Source organism: Virgibacillus kekensis, assembly GCF_042654125.1.
In the GTDB taxonomy this organism is placed as follows: domain Bacteria; phylum Bacillota; class Bacilli; order Bacillales; family Amphibacillaceae; genus Lentibacillus; species Lentibacillus kekensis.
On record NZ_JBHSFU010000011.1, the window covers coordinates 45,990 to 64,422 of the forward strand.

Annotated in this window: 18 protein-coding genes; 13 read left to right on the forward strand and 5 right to left on the reverse strand. The window is 38.7% G+C overall.

Going from position 1 to position 18,433, the window contains the following annotated elements; all coding sequences use genetic code 11:
- Positions 1-102 precede the first annotated feature (102 nt).
- Positions 103-612 carry a YfiT family bacillithiol transferase gene (locus ACFO3D_RS16265; protein ID WP_390298510.1) on the reverse strand — a complete coding sequence of 170 codons (510 nt, stop codon included), beginning with the start codon at positions 610-612 and terminating at the stop codon, positions 103-105.
- A 638-nt stretch (positions 613-1,250) separates the two neighbouring features.
- Here ACFO3D_RS16265 and ACFO3D_RS16270 point away from each other — a divergent pair.
- Entirely contained in the window at positions 1,251-2,303 is a 1,053-nt protein-coding gene (locus ACFO3D_RS16270) for a metal ABC transporter solute-binding protein, Zn/Mn family (RefSeq protein WP_390298513.1), read from the forward strand.
- A gap of 121 nt (positions 2,304-2,424) precedes the next feature.
- On the opposite strand, the gene ACFO3D_RS16275 is transcribed toward ACFO3D_RS16270, so the two are convergent.
- Together ACFO3D_RS16275 and ACFO3D_RS16280 are read right to left on the reverse strand one after the other, a co-directional pair.
- Positions 2,425-3,732, reverse strand: coding sequence for a S8 family peptidase (locus ACFO3D_RS16275; protein WP_390298516.1), 1,308 nt, complete (start codon positions 3,730-3,732; stop codon positions 2,425-2,427).
- A gap of 239 nt (positions 3,733-3,971) precedes the next feature.
- Complete coding sequence (locus ACFO3D_RS16280; protein WP_390298519.1) at positions 3,972-4,238, reverse strand: DUF1292 domain-containing protein; 267 nt, start codon at positions 4,236-4,238, stop codon at positions 3,972-3,974.
- Between the two features lie 271 nt (positions 4,239-4,509).
- Between ACFO3D_RS16280 and ACFO3D_RS16285 the strand changes: the two genes are divergently transcribed.
- The 4 genes from ACFO3D_RS16285 to ACFO3D_RS16300 all read left to right on the forward strand — a co-directional run bounded on the left by ACFO3D_RS16285 (position 4,510) and on the right by ACFO3D_RS16300 (position 6,819).
- Positions 4,510-5,124, forward strand: coding sequence for a DUF4352 domain-containing protein (locus tag ACFO3D_RS16285; RefSeq protein ID WP_390298522.1), 615 nt, complete (start codon positions 4,510-4,512; stop codon positions 5,122-5,124).
- A gap of 118 nt (positions 5,125-5,242) precedes the next feature.
- Entirely contained in the window at positions 5,243-5,764 is a 522-nt protein-coding gene (locus tag ACFO3D_RS16290) for an LURP-one-related family protein (RefSeq protein WP_390298525.1), read from the forward strand.
- A gap of 118 nt (positions 5,765-5,882) precedes the next feature.
- A complete protein-coding gene (locus ACFO3D_RS16295; protein WP_390298528.1) occupies positions 5,883-6,194 on the forward strand; it encodes an ArsR/SmtB family transcription factor in 312 nt (103 codons plus the stop codon).
- Positions 6,195-6,300: 106 nt separating this feature from the next.
- A complete protein-coding gene (locus ACFO3D_RS16300; protein WP_390298531.1) occupies positions 6,301-6,819 on the forward strand; it encodes an SRPBCC family protein in 519 nt (172 codons plus the stop codon).
- Positions 6,820-6,907: 88 nt separating this feature from the next.
- Here ACFO3D_RS16300 and guaC read toward each other — a convergent pair whose 3' ends face one another.
- Positions 6,908-7,891 (reverse strand): GMP reductase, encoded by a 984-nt coding sequence (gene guaC / locus ACFO3D_RS16305; protein ID WP_390298534.1) that lies wholly within the window; start codon positions 7,889-7,891, stop codon positions 6,908-6,910.
- Positions 7,892-8,117: 226 nt separating this feature from the next.
- Between guaC and ACFO3D_RS16310 the strand changes: the two genes are divergently transcribed.
- The 7 genes from ACFO3D_RS16310 to ACFO3D_RS16340 all read left to right on the forward strand — a co-directional run bounded on the left by ACFO3D_RS16310 (position 8,118) and on the right by ACFO3D_RS16340 (position 16,458).
- Positions 8,118-8,984, forward strand: a complete 867-nt coding sequence (locus ACFO3D_RS16310) for an alpha/beta fold hydrolase (protein ID WP_390298537.1) — start codon at positions 8,118-8,120, stop codon at positions 8,982-8,984.
- Positions 8,985-9,021: 37 nt separating this feature from the next.
- The gene (locus ACFO3D_RS16315) at positions 9,022-10,410 is read left to right on the forward strand and encodes an MFS transporter (protein ID WP_390298540.1); all 1,389 of its coding nucleotides are present in this window, start codon (positions 9,022-9,024) and stop codon (positions 10,408-10,410) included.
- Between the two features lie 169 nt (positions 10,411-10,579).
- The gene (locus ACFO3D_RS16320) at positions 10,580-11,824 is read left to right on the forward strand and encodes an MFS transporter (RefSeq protein WP_390298543.1); all 1,245 of its coding nucleotides are present in this window, start codon (positions 10,580-10,582) and stop codon (positions 11,822-11,824) included.
- A 601-nt stretch (positions 11,825-12,425) separates the two neighbouring features.
- Entirely contained in the window at positions 12,426-13,412 is a 987-nt protein-coding gene (locus tag ACFO3D_RS16325) for a hypothetical protein (protein ID WP_390298546.1), read from the forward strand.
- A gap of 414 nt (positions 13,413-13,826) precedes the next feature.
- Complete coding sequence (locus ACFO3D_RS16330) at positions 13,827-14,420, forward strand: YdcF family protein (RefSeq protein WP_390298549.1); 594 nt, start codon at positions 13,827-13,829, stop codon at positions 14,418-14,420.
- Between the two features lie 54 nt (positions 14,421-14,474).
- Positions 14,475-15,674 carry an alanyl-tRNA editing protein gene (locus ACFO3D_RS16335; protein ID WP_390298552.1) on the forward strand — a complete coding sequence of 400 codons (1,200 nt, stop codon included), beginning with the start codon at positions 14,475-14,477 and terminating at the stop codon, positions 15,672-15,674.
- Positions 15,675-15,861: 187 nt separating this feature from the next.
- Positions 15,862-16,458, forward strand: coding sequence for a hypothetical protein (locus tag ACFO3D_RS16340; protein WP_390298555.1), 597 nt, complete (start codon positions 15,862-15,864; stop codon positions 16,456-16,458).
- A gap of 502 nt (positions 16,459-16,960) precedes the next feature.
- Here ACFO3D_RS16340 and ACFO3D_RS16345 read toward each other — a convergent pair.
- Positions 16,961-17,740 carry an MBL fold metallo-hydrolase gene (locus ACFO3D_RS16345; RefSeq protein WP_390298559.1) on the reverse strand — a complete coding sequence of 260 codons (780 nt, stop codon included), beginning with the start codon at positions 17,738-17,740 and terminating at the stop codon, positions 16,961-16,963.
- Positions 17,741-17,868: 128 nt separating this feature from the next.
- Between ACFO3D_RS16345 and ACFO3D_RS16350 the strand changes: the two genes are divergently transcribed.
- Positions 17,869-18,279 (forward strand): Lrp/AsnC family transcriptional regulator, encoded by a 411-nt coding sequence (locus tag ACFO3D_RS16350; RefSeq protein WP_390298562.1) that lies wholly within the window; start codon positions 17,869-17,871, stop codon positions 18,277-18,279.
- Positions 18,280-18,433: the final 154 nt, after the last annotated feature.

Sequence of the window (18,433 nt, forward strand, 5' to 3'; positions counted from 1 at the left end):
GCGATTGTGACTAGATTTACCATTAACCATAATGTATTTACGAATTAACGGCATCAGGTAATGGGCTTATCGAACTTCGATAAGCCCATTCTAAATGTTGTATTAATTTGATAATGCGATTTTTATATGGGCTAGGTGATGCTCTTCGTGCCAAGCTAATTTTGCAATTTTTGTTGCAACTGTTATTTTACCGTTATTCTGGTGAATAAAAGCACGATTTAATTGCTTTTCAGTTAAACTGTTTCCTAAAGATACGATGCGCTCATTTAAACCTTCTAGCATTTTAACAGAACTTTCTATAGGATGTTCTGTATCCGGTTGAATAGCCCACTTTTCTTGGTCAAAAGCTGGTACTGTTGGATTCTCATCTGTTAAGGCCAGCTTCAAACGTTGATACATGTTCAATTGAGAATCTGCAATGTGATGAACAAGTTGACGAACTGTCCAACTGCCATCACGATATGTTCTACTTAATTCCTCATCACTTAATGAGTCAACAGTTTCTCTTAATCGATCCGTGTAAATGTCGATTTCCTTTAGCCATTCTTGAATATTTTCTAAGGTGACATTTTCAGGAACCTGTAATTCCCCAATTGGATATTTTACTTCCATTTTCAATCCTCCTTTTCTTTTTTTGCTTATTTATTAACCACATAAATTATTTCATAAATTCTCGTTATATTCTAACATTAATATCTAATTACCTTATTAAGTGTTATTCAAGAAACTGGCCCTTTTATGAAAGAAAGCGCTAATCCTTTATCTGGATAAGCGCCAGTTTCTGAGATTGTTTATATATCGTTGGGAGTTCAACATTAAGCAGGATAGGAACAGGAATCAGAGCATAATAACTCTGATTTCTCGCTGTATGTTTACCCCTCCTGACCCGCTTTGAGAGGAGTTTTTACCTGATAATTCTTGACCATCGCCAGTAGCTTCTCTTAAATAATCCCCGCAACTGTTATCCAGGGCGGGTTGTTAAGTGGCCCTTAAGATAGCTTTCACTTCTTTTGGTTTAAGATTTGGATTTCTTTCTAATATGTGATCCGATCCCCTTCGGTAATTGGTATTGCAATGAATATACCTGATAATTGTATATAACTTCATTGGTCTTATGAAAATTTTATCTTTTGGTACTGAAATGGAACATACATAGTTATAAAAATAAATCGTAATCATTCCTATTTACAAATCGTAATCATTACGATATAATCTTCTTGCTCACAAACCAATTGGAGAGGGGAAAAGAAATGGGGAGATTTAAGATATTGCTTATGATAATTTTAGTGGGGATGATTGCAGTGGGCTGCGTATCTGCAAAACAGGATTCTTCCACCAGTGGAAATTCAAAGATAAAGATTTTTACAACAGTATATCCAATTCAATATGCGGTTGAGCGAATTGGCGAGGATGCTATAATGGCTAAATCAGTATTTCCATCTGGGGCGGATGCGCATACATACCAACCAGCCTCAAAGGAAATGGCCGCGATAGCCGAGAGTGATGCATTTGTGTATATGGGGGAGAGCATGGAAGGCTTTTCGGAAAGCATGGCGAATGCGCTGTCAGACCAGGATGTAAAGTTAATAGAAATTGGTAAACATGAGGAGCTTTTTCTTGTAGATGGAGAGCAACACAGCGATGACGAAGAGCAGGGTTCACATTCTCATGAACATGAGGGTGAAGATCATGAGGATGAGGAAAACAAACATGGAGATGAAGATGCAGAGCATGGGGAAGCGGATCACACAGGGGATTCTCACGACGACCTTCATCATGGTGATAAAGATCCCCATATTTGGCTGGACCCAATGCGTATGATTAAAGTTGCAGAAATTATAAAGAAAAATTTAATTGATTTGCAGCCGGAAAATAAAGAGGTATTCACGCAAAACTATCAAGAACTGAAAAAAGATTTACTTGCGTTGGATAAACAGTTTACAGAAACATTGAAGGATAACGAACATCTAGAGATGCTTGTTTCTCACGCGGCGTATGGCTACTGGGAAGCACGATACGGAATTGAACAGATTGCCACAAGTGGCCTCTCGTCAAGTGAAGAACCATCACAGAAAGAATTAACCAACATTGTTGATACTGCGAGGAAGCACAAACTTGAGTATGTGATTTTTGAGCAAAACATTACTGACAAGGTATCGAAAATCATTCAGGAGCATATTAACGCAGAGGCATTGTATATTCATAACTTGTCTGTGCTGACAGATGAGGATATTAAACAGAACGAGGATTACATTTCTATTATGAAAAAAAATTTACAAGTGCTGGAGAAAGCTACAAAATAAAGTTATCATTTTAAGGATTAGTTGGAAGATACTTGTGTCTATCCTTGTTTCTCTCAATACTTCTTTTCCGTAAGAGTAGGGAAAGGAATCAGAGCAAAAAACTCTGATTCCTTATTGCATTTTATCCATCCTGACCCGCTTCCAAAGGAGTCTTTTCTTGATAATTTTTAGCCATTTCAACAGCGGCTACCCCTTGAATATTTCCCCAGGTGTCATCGAGGGTAGGCTCTGAAGTTGCTTTTAAGATAGCTTTGACATCATTTGGGCTTAGGTTTGGGTTAGCTTCCAGCATAAGTGCTACCAGTCCTGCACTGATTGGTGTTGCCATTGATGTGCCGGATAATTGAATATAATCCTCATCAACAATCATTTCCGGAAGTTGTTTTTCCAGTGACGACCCCGGTGCCAAAGGAGCAATGATATTGGTGCCAGGCGCATAGACATCCGGCTTCACGAAAAAGTCTATGGAAGGTCCTCGGCTTGAGTAGTTTGCTATGACATCATCGGCTCGTTCCAGAGTGTTTTGGTCATTGACAGAACCAACTGTGATAATGAATGGGTTGATAGCTGGAGTGCTGATTGTGAATGGATATGGACCGCTGTTTCCGGCTGCGGCACATACCACGATGCCATTTTGCCATGCTTCCTGTACAGCTATTGATAGTGGGTCATCCCGGAAAGATTCAAATGCCAAAGCTCCGAGTGAAAGGGAAACGACTCGGATTTGGTGTTCATCCTTATGGTTGATACACCAATCCAGCCCTTCAATGATAGTCGATAATCTGCCGCTGCCATTTTCATCTAATACTTTCAATCCAATAACAGAGGCCTCTGGTGCTGAACCGATATATTTCCCATCGGATAGATGGCCATTACCAGCGGCATCGCCGGCACAATGGGTTCCGTGCCCGTTATCATCATAGGGGTCTTCTTTTCCACTTACAAAATCATGAAAAGCGATAATTCTGTTGGATGGGCTTGTCAGGTCTTCATGCGGGTGAATCCCTGTATCGATCACCGCAATCGTTACACCTTTTCCGGTTAAACCGAGTTCCTTTTGAACCTCTGCAGCGCCAACCTGATCGCGGGCAATGTCCAGAAAAGAGGTCGCTTCCCGATCATAAAAAATACGATCAACCGCGTCATGATCTTTGATTTGTTTGATCATCCCTGGTGTTAAATGGCCTTTCATCCCATGGATGATTGGGAGATCTGTTTCAAGCTTATTGTGGGGTTCGGAATTGCATGTATTACTGAGATCTTCTTTTAAATCGGCATTACAGTTTCTCCTTAAATAGAGAATTACCGGAATTTCATTTGTGCTGGTTTCGCTGGGGTCTGCCTTTCGGTTGTTCCATAATTGTTGCACCAGACCAGGGTCTAATTTTCTTCCAGTCTCCTCAAACCAAACGCTCTTTCGATTTGTCAAATTGTTCTCCTCCTTTTTTAAATAAGCAACTGTTATTTTCATGGAGTTAACAAATAGTCTTTTGAAGGTTTTAAATTTTCCTTCGATTCTAGCGTATCAAGTTTGATATATGGAGACAATAGGATAAGTTAACTATCTTTTGAAAGCAAACATGTAAAAAGGAACTAGAAGCAAAAAGTTAAAAGCCATCTAAGTGGGGACTTAGATGGCTTTTCAATAGCCTATTTCTTTATTCGTTGCTAATCCTCTTCTAAAATAGCGTCATATGCTTCTGATACTCGGTCGAATTCCTCATCTGACTCAATTGCTGATAAGTCGCCATCTTTGTCTATTTTAAGGAAAAAGATATCGATATCATCTTCGCTTTCTTCCTCAATGTCCTGGACGAAGCTGACAGCAATATAATCAGTATTTTCCAGAGTGACCTTGGACAATACTTCAACTGAATGTTCTTCATCTGACTCATCGGTGATTGTAAAAACCTCGCCTACTTTAATTTCATCCATTTAAATTTTCCTCCTTATGGCAAAAACTTGGTTATTATCCTTTCCCTTAGTGGAAAATAAATACACTTTTACATTTCAACTCCTATAATGTTTTTCGATTGATAGACTAATTTATGTATTGTCAGATTCCACACCGAAGTCCTTTCATACGTATATAAACTTACAAAATATTCGTTGGGAGAGAGATTCTTCATAATTCACGCTTAGGGTGTGCATTTATTTGTGCACCATACCTGGTAGCATGAAATCATACTATTAAGGGGGAATTGGAATGAAAAAATTATTTACAGGATGTTTAACTGCTATTGGGGCACTTGTTGTTCTAGGTATTGTTATAGCTTTATTTTCTGGTGGGGATGACTCACCGGATACTGCATCGGGAAACAGTGGAAAAGCGGATCAGGAACAGACTTCGGACAACAACCAGCAAGAGAACGATAAAAGCGAGACGGAAAATGTGAAAAAGGCTAGTGTAGGTGAGACCGCAACTGTTGCAGACGTTGGCTTTAAAGTTGAAAATGTGAAAACAACCAGCGAAATTGACAGCGGAAATGAGTTTGTTGAGAACGCCACAACGAGTGGCAAGTTTGTCATCCTTGATGTGGCTGTTAAAAATGATCAAAAGGAACCACTCACTGTCGATTCCAGCTATTTTAAGATCAAGTCATCAGACGGAACAACTTACGAGCCGATCACTGACGGTGCGGTCATGATGGCGATGGGTGATAATATGGGTGACTTCTTCCTGACACAAATCAATCCAGGTCTAAGCAAATCAGGTAAGGTTGTCTTCGAAGTACCAAAGGATCTTAAGCTAGAAGGCTCGGTTCTTCACTGTCAGACCGGATTCTTCGGTACGGAAAGCATTGAAATAAGCCTAAAATAAAGAATTTGGACGCGGCCGCTCCTCTGGGGTGGTCGTGTTTTTTTAAAAAAAGGAAGCAGTGAAACTTAAGTATATGGTATTTCGTATATAGTAGTAACAACGCCAGAGAGGGGATACTATGGAGGAATCAATTTATTTTACAGATAATTTCTTTTCTGCTGGGAAAACAGAAATTTTTAATGGCGATCAAGAAAATATCGGGTCGCTTGATTTGAAAAGTGCATTTTCATCAAGTGTAGATATTCTGAATACAGAAGGAAATGTAGTGATGAAAGCTTCTTTTCCTTTCCTGTCCCGCAGTTGGGTCGTGAAGGATCAGGATGACCAGGAGGTCGGTAAACTTAAACAGCGTTTTGCCTTTTTCTCAAAGAAGTTTGTCTACCATTCCTATCTGCATGGAGACTTCAAAATTAGATCGGAGGCCTTATCAAGGGACTATGACATTCTAAATACCAATGAAGAGTTGGTTGCAACTTTTAAACGTGTTAATGGGTTTTTTCGATCGCCGGCATTTGAGTTAAGCAATAATTCTTCCGGGTTATCAAATGAGGAACTTATAGCAGTAGTGATGGGAGTCAATATGATTATTAAACGGAACAATTCTGCTGGAGCGAGCGGTGGAGCGGTTGGAGGATCGTGATAAATTATAACGACTCAGCAATTAAAAAGTAAATGTCGAGCATAGAATATAAAAATTTTCTAAATATTCCTTGACAGGAATATTCCTGTTCGGGTATATTTAAAATATGGAAAAGATCATGAGTGCTCTAGCTGAATCTAATCGTTTAAACATCATTGAATTATTGCGTGACGGACCGCGCACTGTGGGGGAAGTCGCCGAACAACTTCAGCTTCGTCAGCCTCAGGTTTCCAAGCACCTCCGTATACTTAGTGAAGCGGGGCTGGTTGAAGTAGAACCGGTAGCTAACCGAAGAATTTATAGGTTGCGACCTCAGCCCTTCATGAAGTTAGATGACTGGTTGAAATCTTATCGCCAGCTCTGGGAGGAGAGATTCGACCGATTGGACGATTATCTGGCGAAACTGCAGGAGAAGGAAGATGGAGAGTAAGAAATAGCAGCACCGCTAAAGAGCTGTGATGTTATTTTTTAAAATCAATAAATGAAAGGGGTTTCATTGTATTTTGTGCTATAAAAAATTTGAAGGAGGAAATTAAATGTCTGAAAGTAAAATGAAGCACAGAAAAGAAGGCCGAGACTTGGTGATGGAGCGGGTGTTTGATGCACCACGGGACCTCGTATTTAAAATGTTTTCAGAGGCAGAACACTTGGATAAATGGTGGGGACCAGAAGGATGGGAAACCGAAACCCGTCAATTTGAGTTTAAGCCAGAAGGTATTTGGCATTATTGTATGCGTTGCATTGATAAAGATCAAGGAGATTTTTATGGTCAGGAATCATGGGGCATAACATTTTATAAGGAAATCAATAAACCGGAAAAAATTGTTTACATTGATGTTTTCTCGGATGAAGAAGGTAATAGAGCCGACGGTATGCCGGAAACTTACTGCACAATGGATTTTGTTGAAGAAGGTGGAAAGACCAAACTCATTAGTCGGTCACAATTTGAGTCAGAAGAGGCTCTGAAGAAAATTGTTGACATGGGTGTTGTGGAAGGAACCGATTCCCACTACAGATGTCTTGATGACTACCTGGGACAGCTGCAGCGGGTTTAATCAGAATAACCTTACTATATTACCGTAAAAAATCTCCGGAGATCATTGAAAATTGATCTCCGGAGATTGGTATATCTTAGCGTTATAATTAAAACACTTTATCCCCATTAAAAATGGAGTTCTTCACAATGGCATAATCCACGTTCCGGATCGCTTCCAGTTTGTTTCCTCCTGCATACGAGATGGCAGATTGCAGATCCTGTTCCATTTCGGTAAGCGTATCCTGCAACGAACCCTTATGTTCCACGTGCATTTTCTTCCCTTCCACGTTTTTACGTTCGCCTTTTTGGAATTCCGATGCGGATCCAAAGTATTCTTTTAATAGCTTTCCGTCTTTCTCAACCGTTTGACCAGGGGATTCTTCGTGCCCGGCAAATAGAGAGCCGATCATAACCATCGTGGCGCCAAAGCGAATTGATTTCGCGATATCCCCGGGTGTGCGGATTCCTCCATCAGCAATAATCGGTTTGCTTGCAGCTTTTGCACACCAGCGTAAGGCAGCGAGCTGCCAGCCGCCGGTTCCGAATCCGGTCTTAATTTTGGTAATACATACCTTTCCAGGGCCAATTCCAACCTTAGTAGCGTCTGCGCCGGCGTTCTCAAGCTCCCGGACTGCTTCCGGTGTACCAACATTACCAGCGATTACAAAGCTCTCTGGTAAGTGCTGTTTGATATGCTTGATCATAGAGATTACGGAGTCTGAATGTCCATGAGCAATATCGATAGTAATGAATTCTGGTGAGAGCTTCTCGTTTGCCAGTTGTTGTACGAATTCATATTCCTCACCTTTTACCCCTGCACTGATCGAAGCGAGCAAGCCGCGTTCTTTCATTTTTTTAACAAAATCCATTCGAGTAGCCGGCTCAAAACGGTGCATGATGTAAAAGTAGTTGTTCTCTGCCAGGTAGGTAGCAATATTTTCATCTATTACTGTTTGCATGTTTGCAGGTACCACAGGCAACTTAAATGAATGGCCACCGAGCGTCATGGAAGTATCACACTCCGAACGACTTTTTACTACACATTTTGCGGGAATAAGCTGTATATCTTCATAATCAAATACGTTTTCCATCGGTTTCACTCCTAAAAGCGAATTATTTTTAATTAATTAAATTAAATGTTCGTTTATTGTTTAATTTACAGTATTTTTATGATAATGTCAAAGTTAATTCTGGAAACGCTCGGGTGGGAGAGGCTTAATGTCCCAATCGCCATACTGGAAATTCATTAGCTATCTTATGTATGCTAAGCATATGTAACTGTCTGATTTCAATTCTAGGAAATAGGGGTGGCCATTTTTGGAAAGATTACTTGGGGATATGGAGATTAATGGTAATTCACTTGAATATTCGATTGTTGGGGAGGGGGAACCCGTTCTTGTCATGCACGGAGGTCATTCCAATTGTTATGAAGAATTTGGCTATGATTTTCTGATTAAAAGGGGTTATTCCATTATTACTCCATCACGGCCGGGATATGGGAATACCTCCAAGGAAATCGGGGAAAATCTTCAGACTGCATGCGAGCATTATATAAAATTGTTAAACCATTTACATATTGATAAAGTTCATGTTATTGCAATCTCCGCTGGAGGACCCAGTGGGATTTATTTTGCTACTCTCTATCCAGAATATGTAAAAACACTTACCTTGCAGTCAGCGGTTACGAAGGAGTGGCTTACCCCCAAGGATGTAGAATATAAAGCTGGAAAACTTTTATTCCACCCGAACATTGAAAAGGCTACCTGGTCGTTAATTTCTACAATAAGTAATTTATTTCCGTTCATGACTTTTAAGCTGATGTTTCCATCATTCAGTACGCTAAAACATGCTGAAGCAAGGGGGGAAATAGATACTAATGATGTGGAAGCAATAAGAAGAATGAATAACCGCCAAAGATCGGGTCATGGATTCTTTATCGATTTGGAACAAGTTGATGAGATTACTACTGAAGATTTACAATCGATTTCATCCCCCACGCTTATTATGCAAAGCAAAAATGATAGCTCTGTGTCAGTAGAACACGCAACTCATGCGTATGAAAACATTCCAACCTCTGAACTTTGTATGCTGGAGGCATGGGGGCATTTAATCTGGCTAGGTAAGTCATCAAATGAAACGAACACTAACCTGATTAATTTTCTTATAAAACATAAAATATCCTGAAATAATTGCTAGACACGAATAAGGGAGATTGATAGAAGTGACTAAAGCAGAATCACACTTTTCACATAAATTAACAAGATCTGAACGAAAGAAAATAATCTTCCTGATGTGTTCGGTACTATTATTTTCGGTGATGAATGGAACCATGTTCATGATTGCCGTACCTGCAATCGCTGACTATTTTTCGCTGCTGCCTTCCCAGGTCAGCTGGGTGGTGACAGGATATATAATTCTGTATGCGATTGGGGCACTGATGTACGGGAAACTGGCTGATATATATCCGCTGAAAACATTGCTTACCGTAGGACTGAGTTTGTTTGCGGTAGGTTCTATTTTTGGATTTTTTGCGCCTAATTTTCTCACGGTGGTGATTGCCCGGATGGTGCAGGCAACAGGAGCATCTTCCATTCTGGCGCTGGCGTTTATTGTTCCGTCGCGCTATTTTCCTGGGGAGCGGGGTAAGGTACTCGGAATTATTTCCAGTACAATGGCATTTTCGTCCGGGATCGGACCGGTAGTTGGCGGATTTGTAACGGGGGCGCTGAATTGGCAATATTTATTCCTTATCTCGGCCCTTGTGCTGTTCACTATTCCGTTTTTCCGTGTTTGGATGCCGGAAGAGAAAAAGCAGGAAGGGAAGGTAGATATACCGGGCGCTGTATTTATCGCGATCGCGGTGGCGACACTTATTCTCTTTATTACCTTGGTCCAATGGTGGTGCCTTGGTGTCAGCATTGTGTTTTTTGGGATATTCTTTTGGCGGATTAAGACGAGCGATATACCGTTTATCCGCCCGGACTTGTTTAAAAATGTACCCTACCGGACTACGATTATCGCAGGGTTCTTTGCGATTGTTACGATGATGGGGCAGATGTTTGTTATCCCGCTAATGTTGAATGAAGTAAATGGCCTGACGCCGTTATATATCGGGTTTGTGCTTTTCCCGGGAGCGATGATTGCTGCGGTTGTAGGAAGGCTGGTTGGATCTCTTACGGAAAGAAAGGGAAGTAAGCTGGTGCTGTATATTGCATTCGGGCTCATGATTGTAGGTTTCGGGTTGATTTCAACCTTCGTAGGAAGTCCTGCCTGGATTGTCAGTATTGTAATTATTACTAGCTTTGTAGCATTTCCGTTTGTACAGACATCGACTGCTGATCTGATATCAGAAGTTCTGCCTGATCATGAAACAGGGGTTGGAATGGGGATATATAACCTAGTCAATTTCATGGCCGGTGCATTCGGAAGTGCCATTCTTGGTAAGATTCTGGACTATAATCATGATTTCCGATTGAACCCATTCTCGATTGCCGAGGGAAGTGCAGTAGCCTATAGTAATGTGTTTATAGGATTTGTTGGGCTGACGGTCTTGAATGGTCTTTTCTTTTATGCGGTGTTTAGGAAGAGGGGAAAGAAAGGATTAAACTAGAGTAATAGAGGCATTGGCAATTCTAAGAGTCGAAAAAGGCGATCATCAAATTGATCGTCTTTTTATTGTATAAAAAATTAAATAATTTTGGAATATAATGTTAGTATTGAAGTATGGAATAATTATACTATGCAGGAGATAGAAGGAAATACATATAGGGAGATAGCGTATGCGTAGGAATATTAGTGGTTGGAAAGATTCAGTCTTATTATTGTCCTCGATTGGAATTTCAAGCATCGGGAATTTTATTTACATAGTAGCGATTAATATCATTGTATATCAACTTACAGGTTCAGCAACAGCGGTTGCAGGGCTTTGGATTATTGGGCCATTAACCAATATTTTAACAAAGCTTTGGACAGGAAGCTTCATTGATTACCGTAGTAAGAGAAAAGTAATGCAAGTAACGTACATAATTAGAGGAATTTTTATTTGCTTAATCCCATTCGCACCAAACATGGTGGTAATATACGGGATTCTCGTTGTCTTAAGCGTAGCAAATGCTTTTTTCAATCCAGCATCAACGACTTACGTTGCGATACTTGTGCCAAAAGAAAAGAGAAAACGGTTCAACTCAATTCTTTCATTTGCTGTTTCAGGAGCGTTTATTATTGGTCCTGCAATCGGTGGTTCATTAATACTTCTGACTTCTGTTGAAATAACTTTATGGCTGAATGCGTTATTCTTTGTGATATCAGCAATTTTATTATTATTTCTTCCTGAAAAAGAGAATATTGATAAAAAAACAATTCCGAAGCTTAATGTTTCACAAGTGAGGCAGGACTTTACTGTCGTTCGGAAATTCATGTCGGACAACAAATATGTATCTTTTATTTATCTTGGTTTTGTATTGGTTATGATTTTTAGTTTTGCAATGGATGCACAAGAAGTGGTTTTTACTCAAAAAGTAATAGGCCTTTCTGAATTTGAGTATAGCTTGTTGATTAGTATTACTGGAATCGGTTCTGTAATCGGTGCTATTTTACTGTCGATTTTTTCTAATAAATTTTCACTCAGATACATGATTTCAATTGGACTAATTATGATGACAATTGGTTACGTTATTTACTCATTTTCTTGGTCTTTTTCATCAATTGTGGTTGGGTTTGTAATTCTGGGATTCTTTAATGTGATTTTGAATGCAGGAATTATGACTTTCTACCAAAACAATGTCCCAGTTGAAGTGATGGGAAGGGTAACAAGCATTTACCAGTTAATACAAAGTGCTCTACAAGTAATATTTATACTAGCAATCGGGATTACAGCAGATCTTGTTTCACTACGGATCACTATTGTTACTATGGCTCTTGTCATGCTGATTGCATCGTTAATTTTTTCTATCTCAGTACTCAAGCGGGATAAAGAGTCTTATTACCGAGAAGACGACTTCGAAAAAGATTTAAAAGTAAAATAAAATTAATTAAGGATTTTCCTAATTTGAAGCAGTATTACATTAATCTTTATTATCTTGTTCTTTCCTGGAACCGGGGGAGCTCTCCTCGTTAATTATTGGAGAGTTTTCGATGGACTGACGCTGACTTTTATCCGTTCTTGTCTCCCATATGCTGTACTTGACTGTGTCTTGTGGGGACTTACTTTTTCTAGGCAACTATATTCACCTCCGTATTTGTATACTGTCATTTTTTGCGCGAATCTATACAGAATGGTTACATAATGTTGCAAGTAAATAATAACTTCAAAATAAGTGGCACAAGATACTTAGGAAAAAATCTTCCAATAAGGAAGGTTTTTAATTTGTTTATGTATTCCAATATTAAGTATTGTAATATATCCGTAAAATAATTTTTCATTTAATTATAGTCTTTTCATCCGACGCCTTTATTTAAGGCGTTATCCTTTCTTTGAATCAAGAAGAATGAAATAGACATATTTCGTTTTCTTAAAGTTAATGTTAAAAGAAATTTAAATAGCTGAATTCAGTTTAGAACCTGCCAATTAAAGGTAAGAGATGATTGTACCAAAATTAAACAATCTACTATAGGAGGTAGCGATTTATGAAGAAAAAGATTATGTGGATTACTGCACCAACTTTAGTGCTCGGACTAACAGTAGGGGTTAATGCTGGGGAGACACAAGCAGAAGAAAAAAATGATAAAACCGAGGTGAAAATACATCAAAATTCACAAGTGGAAGTAAAAGCAACTATTTTCAAGGACCAAAAAACCATTGAAAAAATAGAGAAGATTGATGAAAAACTAACATCCATAAATGAAGAAGTACAAATGGTTTCTACTACATTGGAAAATGGCGAGCTTACTAAAGGAGAAATTAATTCTACTCAGGGAGACCTCAATTCATTGATTAATAGATTAGATGGCGTCGAAAACGAATTATCTGGTCTAACCAATAATAAGCTTGATCCTCAATCCTCAGAAGCATTAGAAATAGAAGAGGAGATAGAAGAGGCACGGAATGAAGTATATACACTTCAAAGCAGTCTTAGTTTGCTTGCTCCAGTAAAAGAAGATCAAGAAACAGTTGAAGAGGAAGAAGATAACATAGAAGAACCTACTGAAGATGGTACAGAAGAAACAGAGGAAGAGGTAGATGAGAACATTGCTGATATTGAAGCAGCAATCGACCAGAAACTAACTTCCATAAATGAAGAAGCACAAATGATTTCTACAACATTGGAAAATGGTGAACTTACTAAAGGAGAAATTAATTCTATTGAGGGAGACCTCAATTCGCTAAATAATAGATTAGATGGTGTAGAAAACGAATTATCTGGTCTAACCAATAATAAGCTTGATCCTCAATCCTTAGAAGCATTAGAAATAGAAGAGGAGATAGAAGAGGCACGGAATGAAGTATACACACTTCAAAGTAGTCTTAGTTTGCTTACTCCAGTAGAAGAAGTTCAAGAAACAGTTGAAGAGGAAGAAGAACCTGCTGAAGAGGGTACAGAAGAAACAGATGAGAACACTAATGATATTGAAGCAGGCATCGAAGTTAGCTCATCTATCCAATATAATTCGTAAAAGATAAATTTAGAATAAGGATAAGGTGATCATCGAGAGATGGATCGCCTTATCCTTATTTTTGTTTTGAGTAGCGATTGCTTACGAAGGACCGGCGATAATACTCAACGGGTTGATTTCGCTAGTTGATGAAGGACTTACCTACTTTTATAACAATTTTTAAGTTATGATGATTTTCAACATTCAGGCGCGCTTGTCCCAGAATATTTCAAAGTAAGAATCCTAAATACAAAGGTTACTATTTAAAATGTTATAGGGTTTTTTTCAAAGAATTTACTGCCGCTTCATACGTAAACTAAATGCCAAATGAAGAATCAATCCAAATTGGGTTGGTATCTCTTGTTTTTTGTGGATAAATATACTTATGATAAACTTAGCTCAATATATCTTGAAAAGTATATATGGAGGTGGAACGTGTATATATCAGAACTGGGCGCTGAGAAACTAACAGATAAGCAAATGACAAACCTGTTATTTACAGGAATCGAGGACGATCTGCAATCAGGGGATTGCATTTTTGTCGCAGGGAGCAGTAAAGCTGTCCAGTACCGGTTGCCTAAGGCGGTAGAGCTTTATAAGCAGAGGCGCGCCAGGAAGATATTGTTTTCGGGCGGGATGAAGTGGGATGGAAGTGAACTTCCGGAGGCAATACTTTTAAAGAATAAAGCAATCGAACTGGGAATTCCGGAAGAAGATATTTTAGTGGAGGATCAATCGTTACATACGCTGGAAAATGTACTTGCATCCCTGATGGTATTGGACCGGTCGTTCCATTTATATAACCTTAAAAGATTACTGGTGGTTACAACCTCCTATCATATGAGAAGACTTAATTTGACGCTTAAAACATATATGCCCGAATGGATTGAATTCAGCCTATGCGCGGCTGATGATAGTATCACCAGGAAGGATAACTGGTTCCTTAGTAAAAAGGGAAGAGAACGAGTTAGCGCGGAGGTGAGAAAGGTTATTCGTTATGTAAATCAAGGGGCGCTGGTTGATGAGTAAATAATACAATTAAGAAAAACTTAGTAGCAAAAGGGACATAAAGGAGAATCACACATGGCAACTGAAAAATTATTTTACCAGAATCAATACATACGTTCATTTAGCGCAAAGTCAGTACGAAGCGGTACAGATGAAGAGGGTCGTTCCTATGTGGTTCTTGATCAGACAGCATTTTATCCAACGGGTGGTGGACAGCCGCATGATATGGGAACAATAAATGGGGTAAATGTTCTTAATGTCGAGGAAGTTGAAGGAGAAGTACGCCATTATACTGCGGAGCCTCTTGGAATACATAACGAATATACAGGTGAAATAGACTGGGAGCGGCGGTTTGATCATATGCAGCAGCATGCAGGGCAACACATTCTTTCGGCTGCATTCGAGGACAATTTAGGCTACAAGACTGTCAGTTTTCACCTGGGAAAAGAAACTTGCTCGATTGATCTCGAGGTTAAAGGCTTAACTAAAGAAGAAATGAAGCAAGTGGAGAATACGGCGAATGAAATAATTCTCGAAAACAGACCGATTGACACAAAATGGGTGACCAAGGAGGAGCTTGGACAGTACCATTTGCGGAAGGATTTATCCGTCTCCGAGAATATTCGCCTGGTTATTATTCCTGAGTTTGACTATAACGGGTGTGGCGGCACGCATCCTGATTCAACCGGGCAAGTAAGCTCGATTAAGATATTACATTGGGAGAAACAGAAGAAGAATAAGATACGGGTTTATTTTGTGTGTGGAAGCAGGGTGCTGAAGCAACTTGGAGCGAAACATCAGATTGTCCAGGGACTTACCGATACATTGAATGCACCGCAGGAAGAGTTAAACAACTCTGCAGCTAATGTGTTGCGACAAAATAAAGAGCTGGAAAAAATAATCAGTGAGCTGAAATTTGAGCTGATCGAATATGAGGCTGACAAACTCTTGGACCAGGAAGAGATTCATCGAGATCAGAAAATCATCAAGGCCATTTTTTCCAACCGGCCAATGCCTGAGTTACAATCGCTCGCGAAAACTATCGCCGATAAATCAAGCGAGGTACTAGTGATGCTTGTTAACGAAAATCCGGACAAACTCCAACTCGTGTGTGCTCGGGGTGAAGCTGTGGCGATTAATATGAACGATTTGATTAAGCAAGTGTTACCTGACATAAACGGAAAAGGCGGAGGAAATGCTTCCGTTGCCCAGGGAGGCGGCGAGAAAGTTATAAAAGCTCAGGAATTAATGGAGCGACTGGTAAGTAAAATGTAATTAGGTGAGTAAGCAGGGAGACAACCAACGATGAGTGTATATGATTAGTTTAAAGGGGTCTTTATCCTATTACAGAAATTTAAAAGTGCAAGCCAAGATGCCTATCAAATTGTATAATAAACTGATAGGCATTTTTTAACAGTAATCATAGTCAATTTAAATGATAATACCCGGAAAGGAGAGTCTTGTGATAAAAAAAATGATTGCTCTTTTTGTTATTATCGTTTTGGGAATAGTGGGATGGTACTGGACAGAAGGATATGGGTTTACTGGCACGGACGTTACCGGAGAAACAATAGAAGAATCAATCTTTCAATACACATCAAGCGATCAAAATCAAGTCAGTAATCAAGGGGATTTAATTGAGAAGATCCAAGTAAAGGAGGATTTTTATTTAGTATTTACATTAAACAAAAGTCTTGATTCTATTAATGCGTTTCTGATTAAGAAAAAATGGAATGGTAATTGGAGAGTAGAAAACATGTCAGGTGAAGCATCAATAGAATTGCATCCTGGAGCATATTCTCCCTATTCTTGGAATGGCCTAAGCTCTGAGGACTTCTCTGGATACTGGGGCGTTGTTTATGATTCTGATGTGGAGTCAATTGTGTTAAGGAAAAATATGAAAGAAGCGCACGCAAATATTATTGATTCAACTAGATTCCCACCAATATGGTATAAGCTTTATCCAGAATCAGATTTAAATGATATAGAGATTGTTAAAGCAGTAGATATAGATGGTGAGGAAGTACCATGGGATTCAGTAAGAAATAAAAGTTATTAATATTAAATGTCAAACTATCCTTGTTCAGCAAACGAGTACATTAACAAGGGATAGCAATTATATGGTGTACGTTTAGAACAGATATGAATATTCTTGGTGGGCGAATAACCCTTTATGAATAAAAAAGAGACCCCCTTAAGGGTCTCTGACCGAACACATATTAATTTATCTTTATTGGTTAAGCCTTTAGCGGAAGAATGTCATTTACGTTTGAGATCTTTTTCAATAATTTCACCTTAAGAAATTATCAGAAGTATCATGAGAGGGAATCTAACCTTATTTCCTGTGGCAGGAACACACCGAAAAATAGGGTGTCCGTATGAGTGCCTTCGAATATAAAACAGACTGCTACTAAATGGTCTTCAGCAACTATAGTTTTAATAAATGCATCATAATTCTCTTATTCTATTGTTTTAAACAAACGGCGAACTAAGTCTCTGTTTGATTCAACTGACTTAGCGATAATCTCCTTAAAATTAAATTTCTTACGACGGTTTGGATCTTAAAATGAATAAGATTCTCCATCATCAGGCACTGTCACATTAGAGGAGATTCCTTTTTCGTTAATAAAGCTTTTTAATTCATCTCTGGAAAGTCCCCAATGGTTTACAGCTTCCATGTGAACAGCAATAATTTTTGTATCAGGGGCAGCCTTGTACACTTCATATAAATCTTCTTTCCCCATGATAAGAGAACCACCCACAAGGAATTGATTATTTCCTGCATTGGCCACAATGATTTCCGGTTTTTGTTCATCGATGGTTTCCTGAACTCCTTCATACCATACTGTATCACCAGTAAAATATAGTGTTTTCTCATTTGAGTGTTTGAAGACAACGCCACACACTTCACCAGCATGCTTTAAGATTTCGCCTCTACCATGCTCGCCTTTTGTTTTAATCAATTGAATAGCTTCAAACACTGTATTCTCTTGTAAGACCTCCACATTTATGAAACCAGCGTTTCGAATTTCTGTCGCATCGTCATCATTTTGGGCAAATATTTTTATTTCTTTTGGCAACGCTTTTCTTGCAGCATCATCCCAGTGGTCAGGATGCAGATGGGGGATAATTACAGCATTAATATTAGATATAATATTATCGATGGATGTCGGTAAGCTTACTAAAGGATTATTTTGGTCTTCTCTTAGTGCTGGGGGTAAACCAACACCAGTTCCAAAAGGCGGCATAGTTTCTTTTTCCGCTAACATTGGATCAATCAAAAACTTTTTGCCAGCATATTCTACAATTGCTGTTGCATTACGAATGTGATGTATATTCATAATCATTAACTCCCTTTCTTTTTTGATTTAAAGTACTTTTTTAGTTTAAACTATGACCAACTAAACAATACAGGGGCTAAACAAAGTCTTTTGGTCGTTTGACTTTATTAATGAAAGGAGTTACATAAATGGTAGATAATACGGACGTGAAGATCTTAAATGAAATGTCTAAGAACAGTCGGATTACAATGAAAGAGTTGGGAGAGAAAGTCCATTTGACTGGACCGGCTACTTCAGCTAGAGTGGCGAAATTAGAGGATAGTGGAGTTATTGAACGATATACTATTAAATTAAATCAAGTCAAACTGGGATTTTATATACATGCTTTTTTAACTATCATTATACAGAACATTAACCATCAATCATATTTATCTTTCATCAAAACTCAAGAACAATACCTTGTACGTAATTATAAAATCAGTGGAGATGGCTGTTATCTTCTTGAATGTAAATTTCAATCTAATGAACTAATGAATAAATTTTTGGAAGAGCTAAACAAGTATGCTAACTATAAATTATCGATTGTTATTGACAAATAATCAATTAATAAAACAGAGAGTAAGAGAAGAAATATACTTAAACAAACGGGAGCGAAGGTTTAATAAGAGATTGGATTATTGTAGCAAGGGAAAAGCTGGAGATAACCTCAAACGCTTACCTATTTGCTGACGATTGATTAATAAGAGGTGGCTT

What these genes read in the sequence shown, in the direction of transcription:
- ACFO3D_RS16265 (WP_390298510.1), bottom strand. Translation starts at nt 612, where the DNA reads ATGGAAGTAAAATATCCAATTGGGGAATTACAGGTTCCTGAAAATGTC.
- ACFO3D_RS16270 (WP_390298513.1), top strand. Translation starts at nt 1,251, where the DNA reads ATGGGGAGATTTAAGATATTGCTTATGATAATTTTAGTGGGGATGATT.
- ACFO3D_RS16280 (WP_390298519.1), bottom strand. Translation starts at nt 4,238, where the DNA reads ATGGATGAAATTAAAGTAGGCGAGGTTTTTACAATCACCGATGAGTCA.
- ACFO3D_RS16285 (WP_390298522.1), top strand. Translation starts at nt 4,510, where the DNA reads ATGAAAAAATTATTTACAGGATGTTTAACTGCTATTGGGGCACTTGTT.
- ACFO3D_RS16290 (WP_390298525.1), top strand. Translation starts at nt 5,243, where the DNA reads ATGGAGGAATCAATTTATTTTACAGATAATTTCTTTTCTGCTGGGAAA.
- ACFO3D_RS16295 (WP_390298528.1), top strand. Translation starts at nt 5,883, where the DNA reads ATGAGTGCTCTAGCTGAATCTAATCGTTTAAACATCATTGAATTATTG.
- ACFO3D_RS16300 (WP_390298531.1), top strand. Translation starts at nt 6,301, where the DNA reads ATGTCTGAAAGTAAAATGAAGCACAGAAAAGAAGGCCGAGACTTGGTG.
- guaC (WP_390298534.1), bottom strand. Translation starts at nt 7,891, where the DNA reads ATGGAAAACGTATTTGATTATGAAGATATACAGCTTATTCCCGCAAAA.
- ACFO3D_RS16320 (WP_390298543.1), top strand. Translation starts at nt 10,580, where the DNA reads ATGCGTAGGAATATTAGTGGTTGGAAAGATTCAGTCTTATTATTGTCC.
- ACFO3D_RS16325 (WP_390298546.1), top strand. Translation starts at nt 12,426, where the DNA reads ATGAAGAAAAAGATTATGTGGATTACTGCACCAACTTTAGTGCTCGGA.
- ACFO3D_RS16335 (WP_390298552.1), top strand. Translation starts at nt 14,475, where the DNA reads ATGGCAACTGAAAAATTATTTTACCAGAATCAATACATACGTTCATTT.
- ACFO3D_RS16345 (WP_390298559.1), bottom strand. Translation starts at nt 17,740, where the DNA reads ATGAATATACATCACATTCGTAATGCAACAGCAATTGTAGAATATGCT.
- ACFO3D_RS16350 (WP_390298562.1), top strand. Translation starts at nt 17,869, where the DNA reads ATGGTAGATAATACGGACGTGAAGATCTTAAATGAAATGTCTAAGAAC.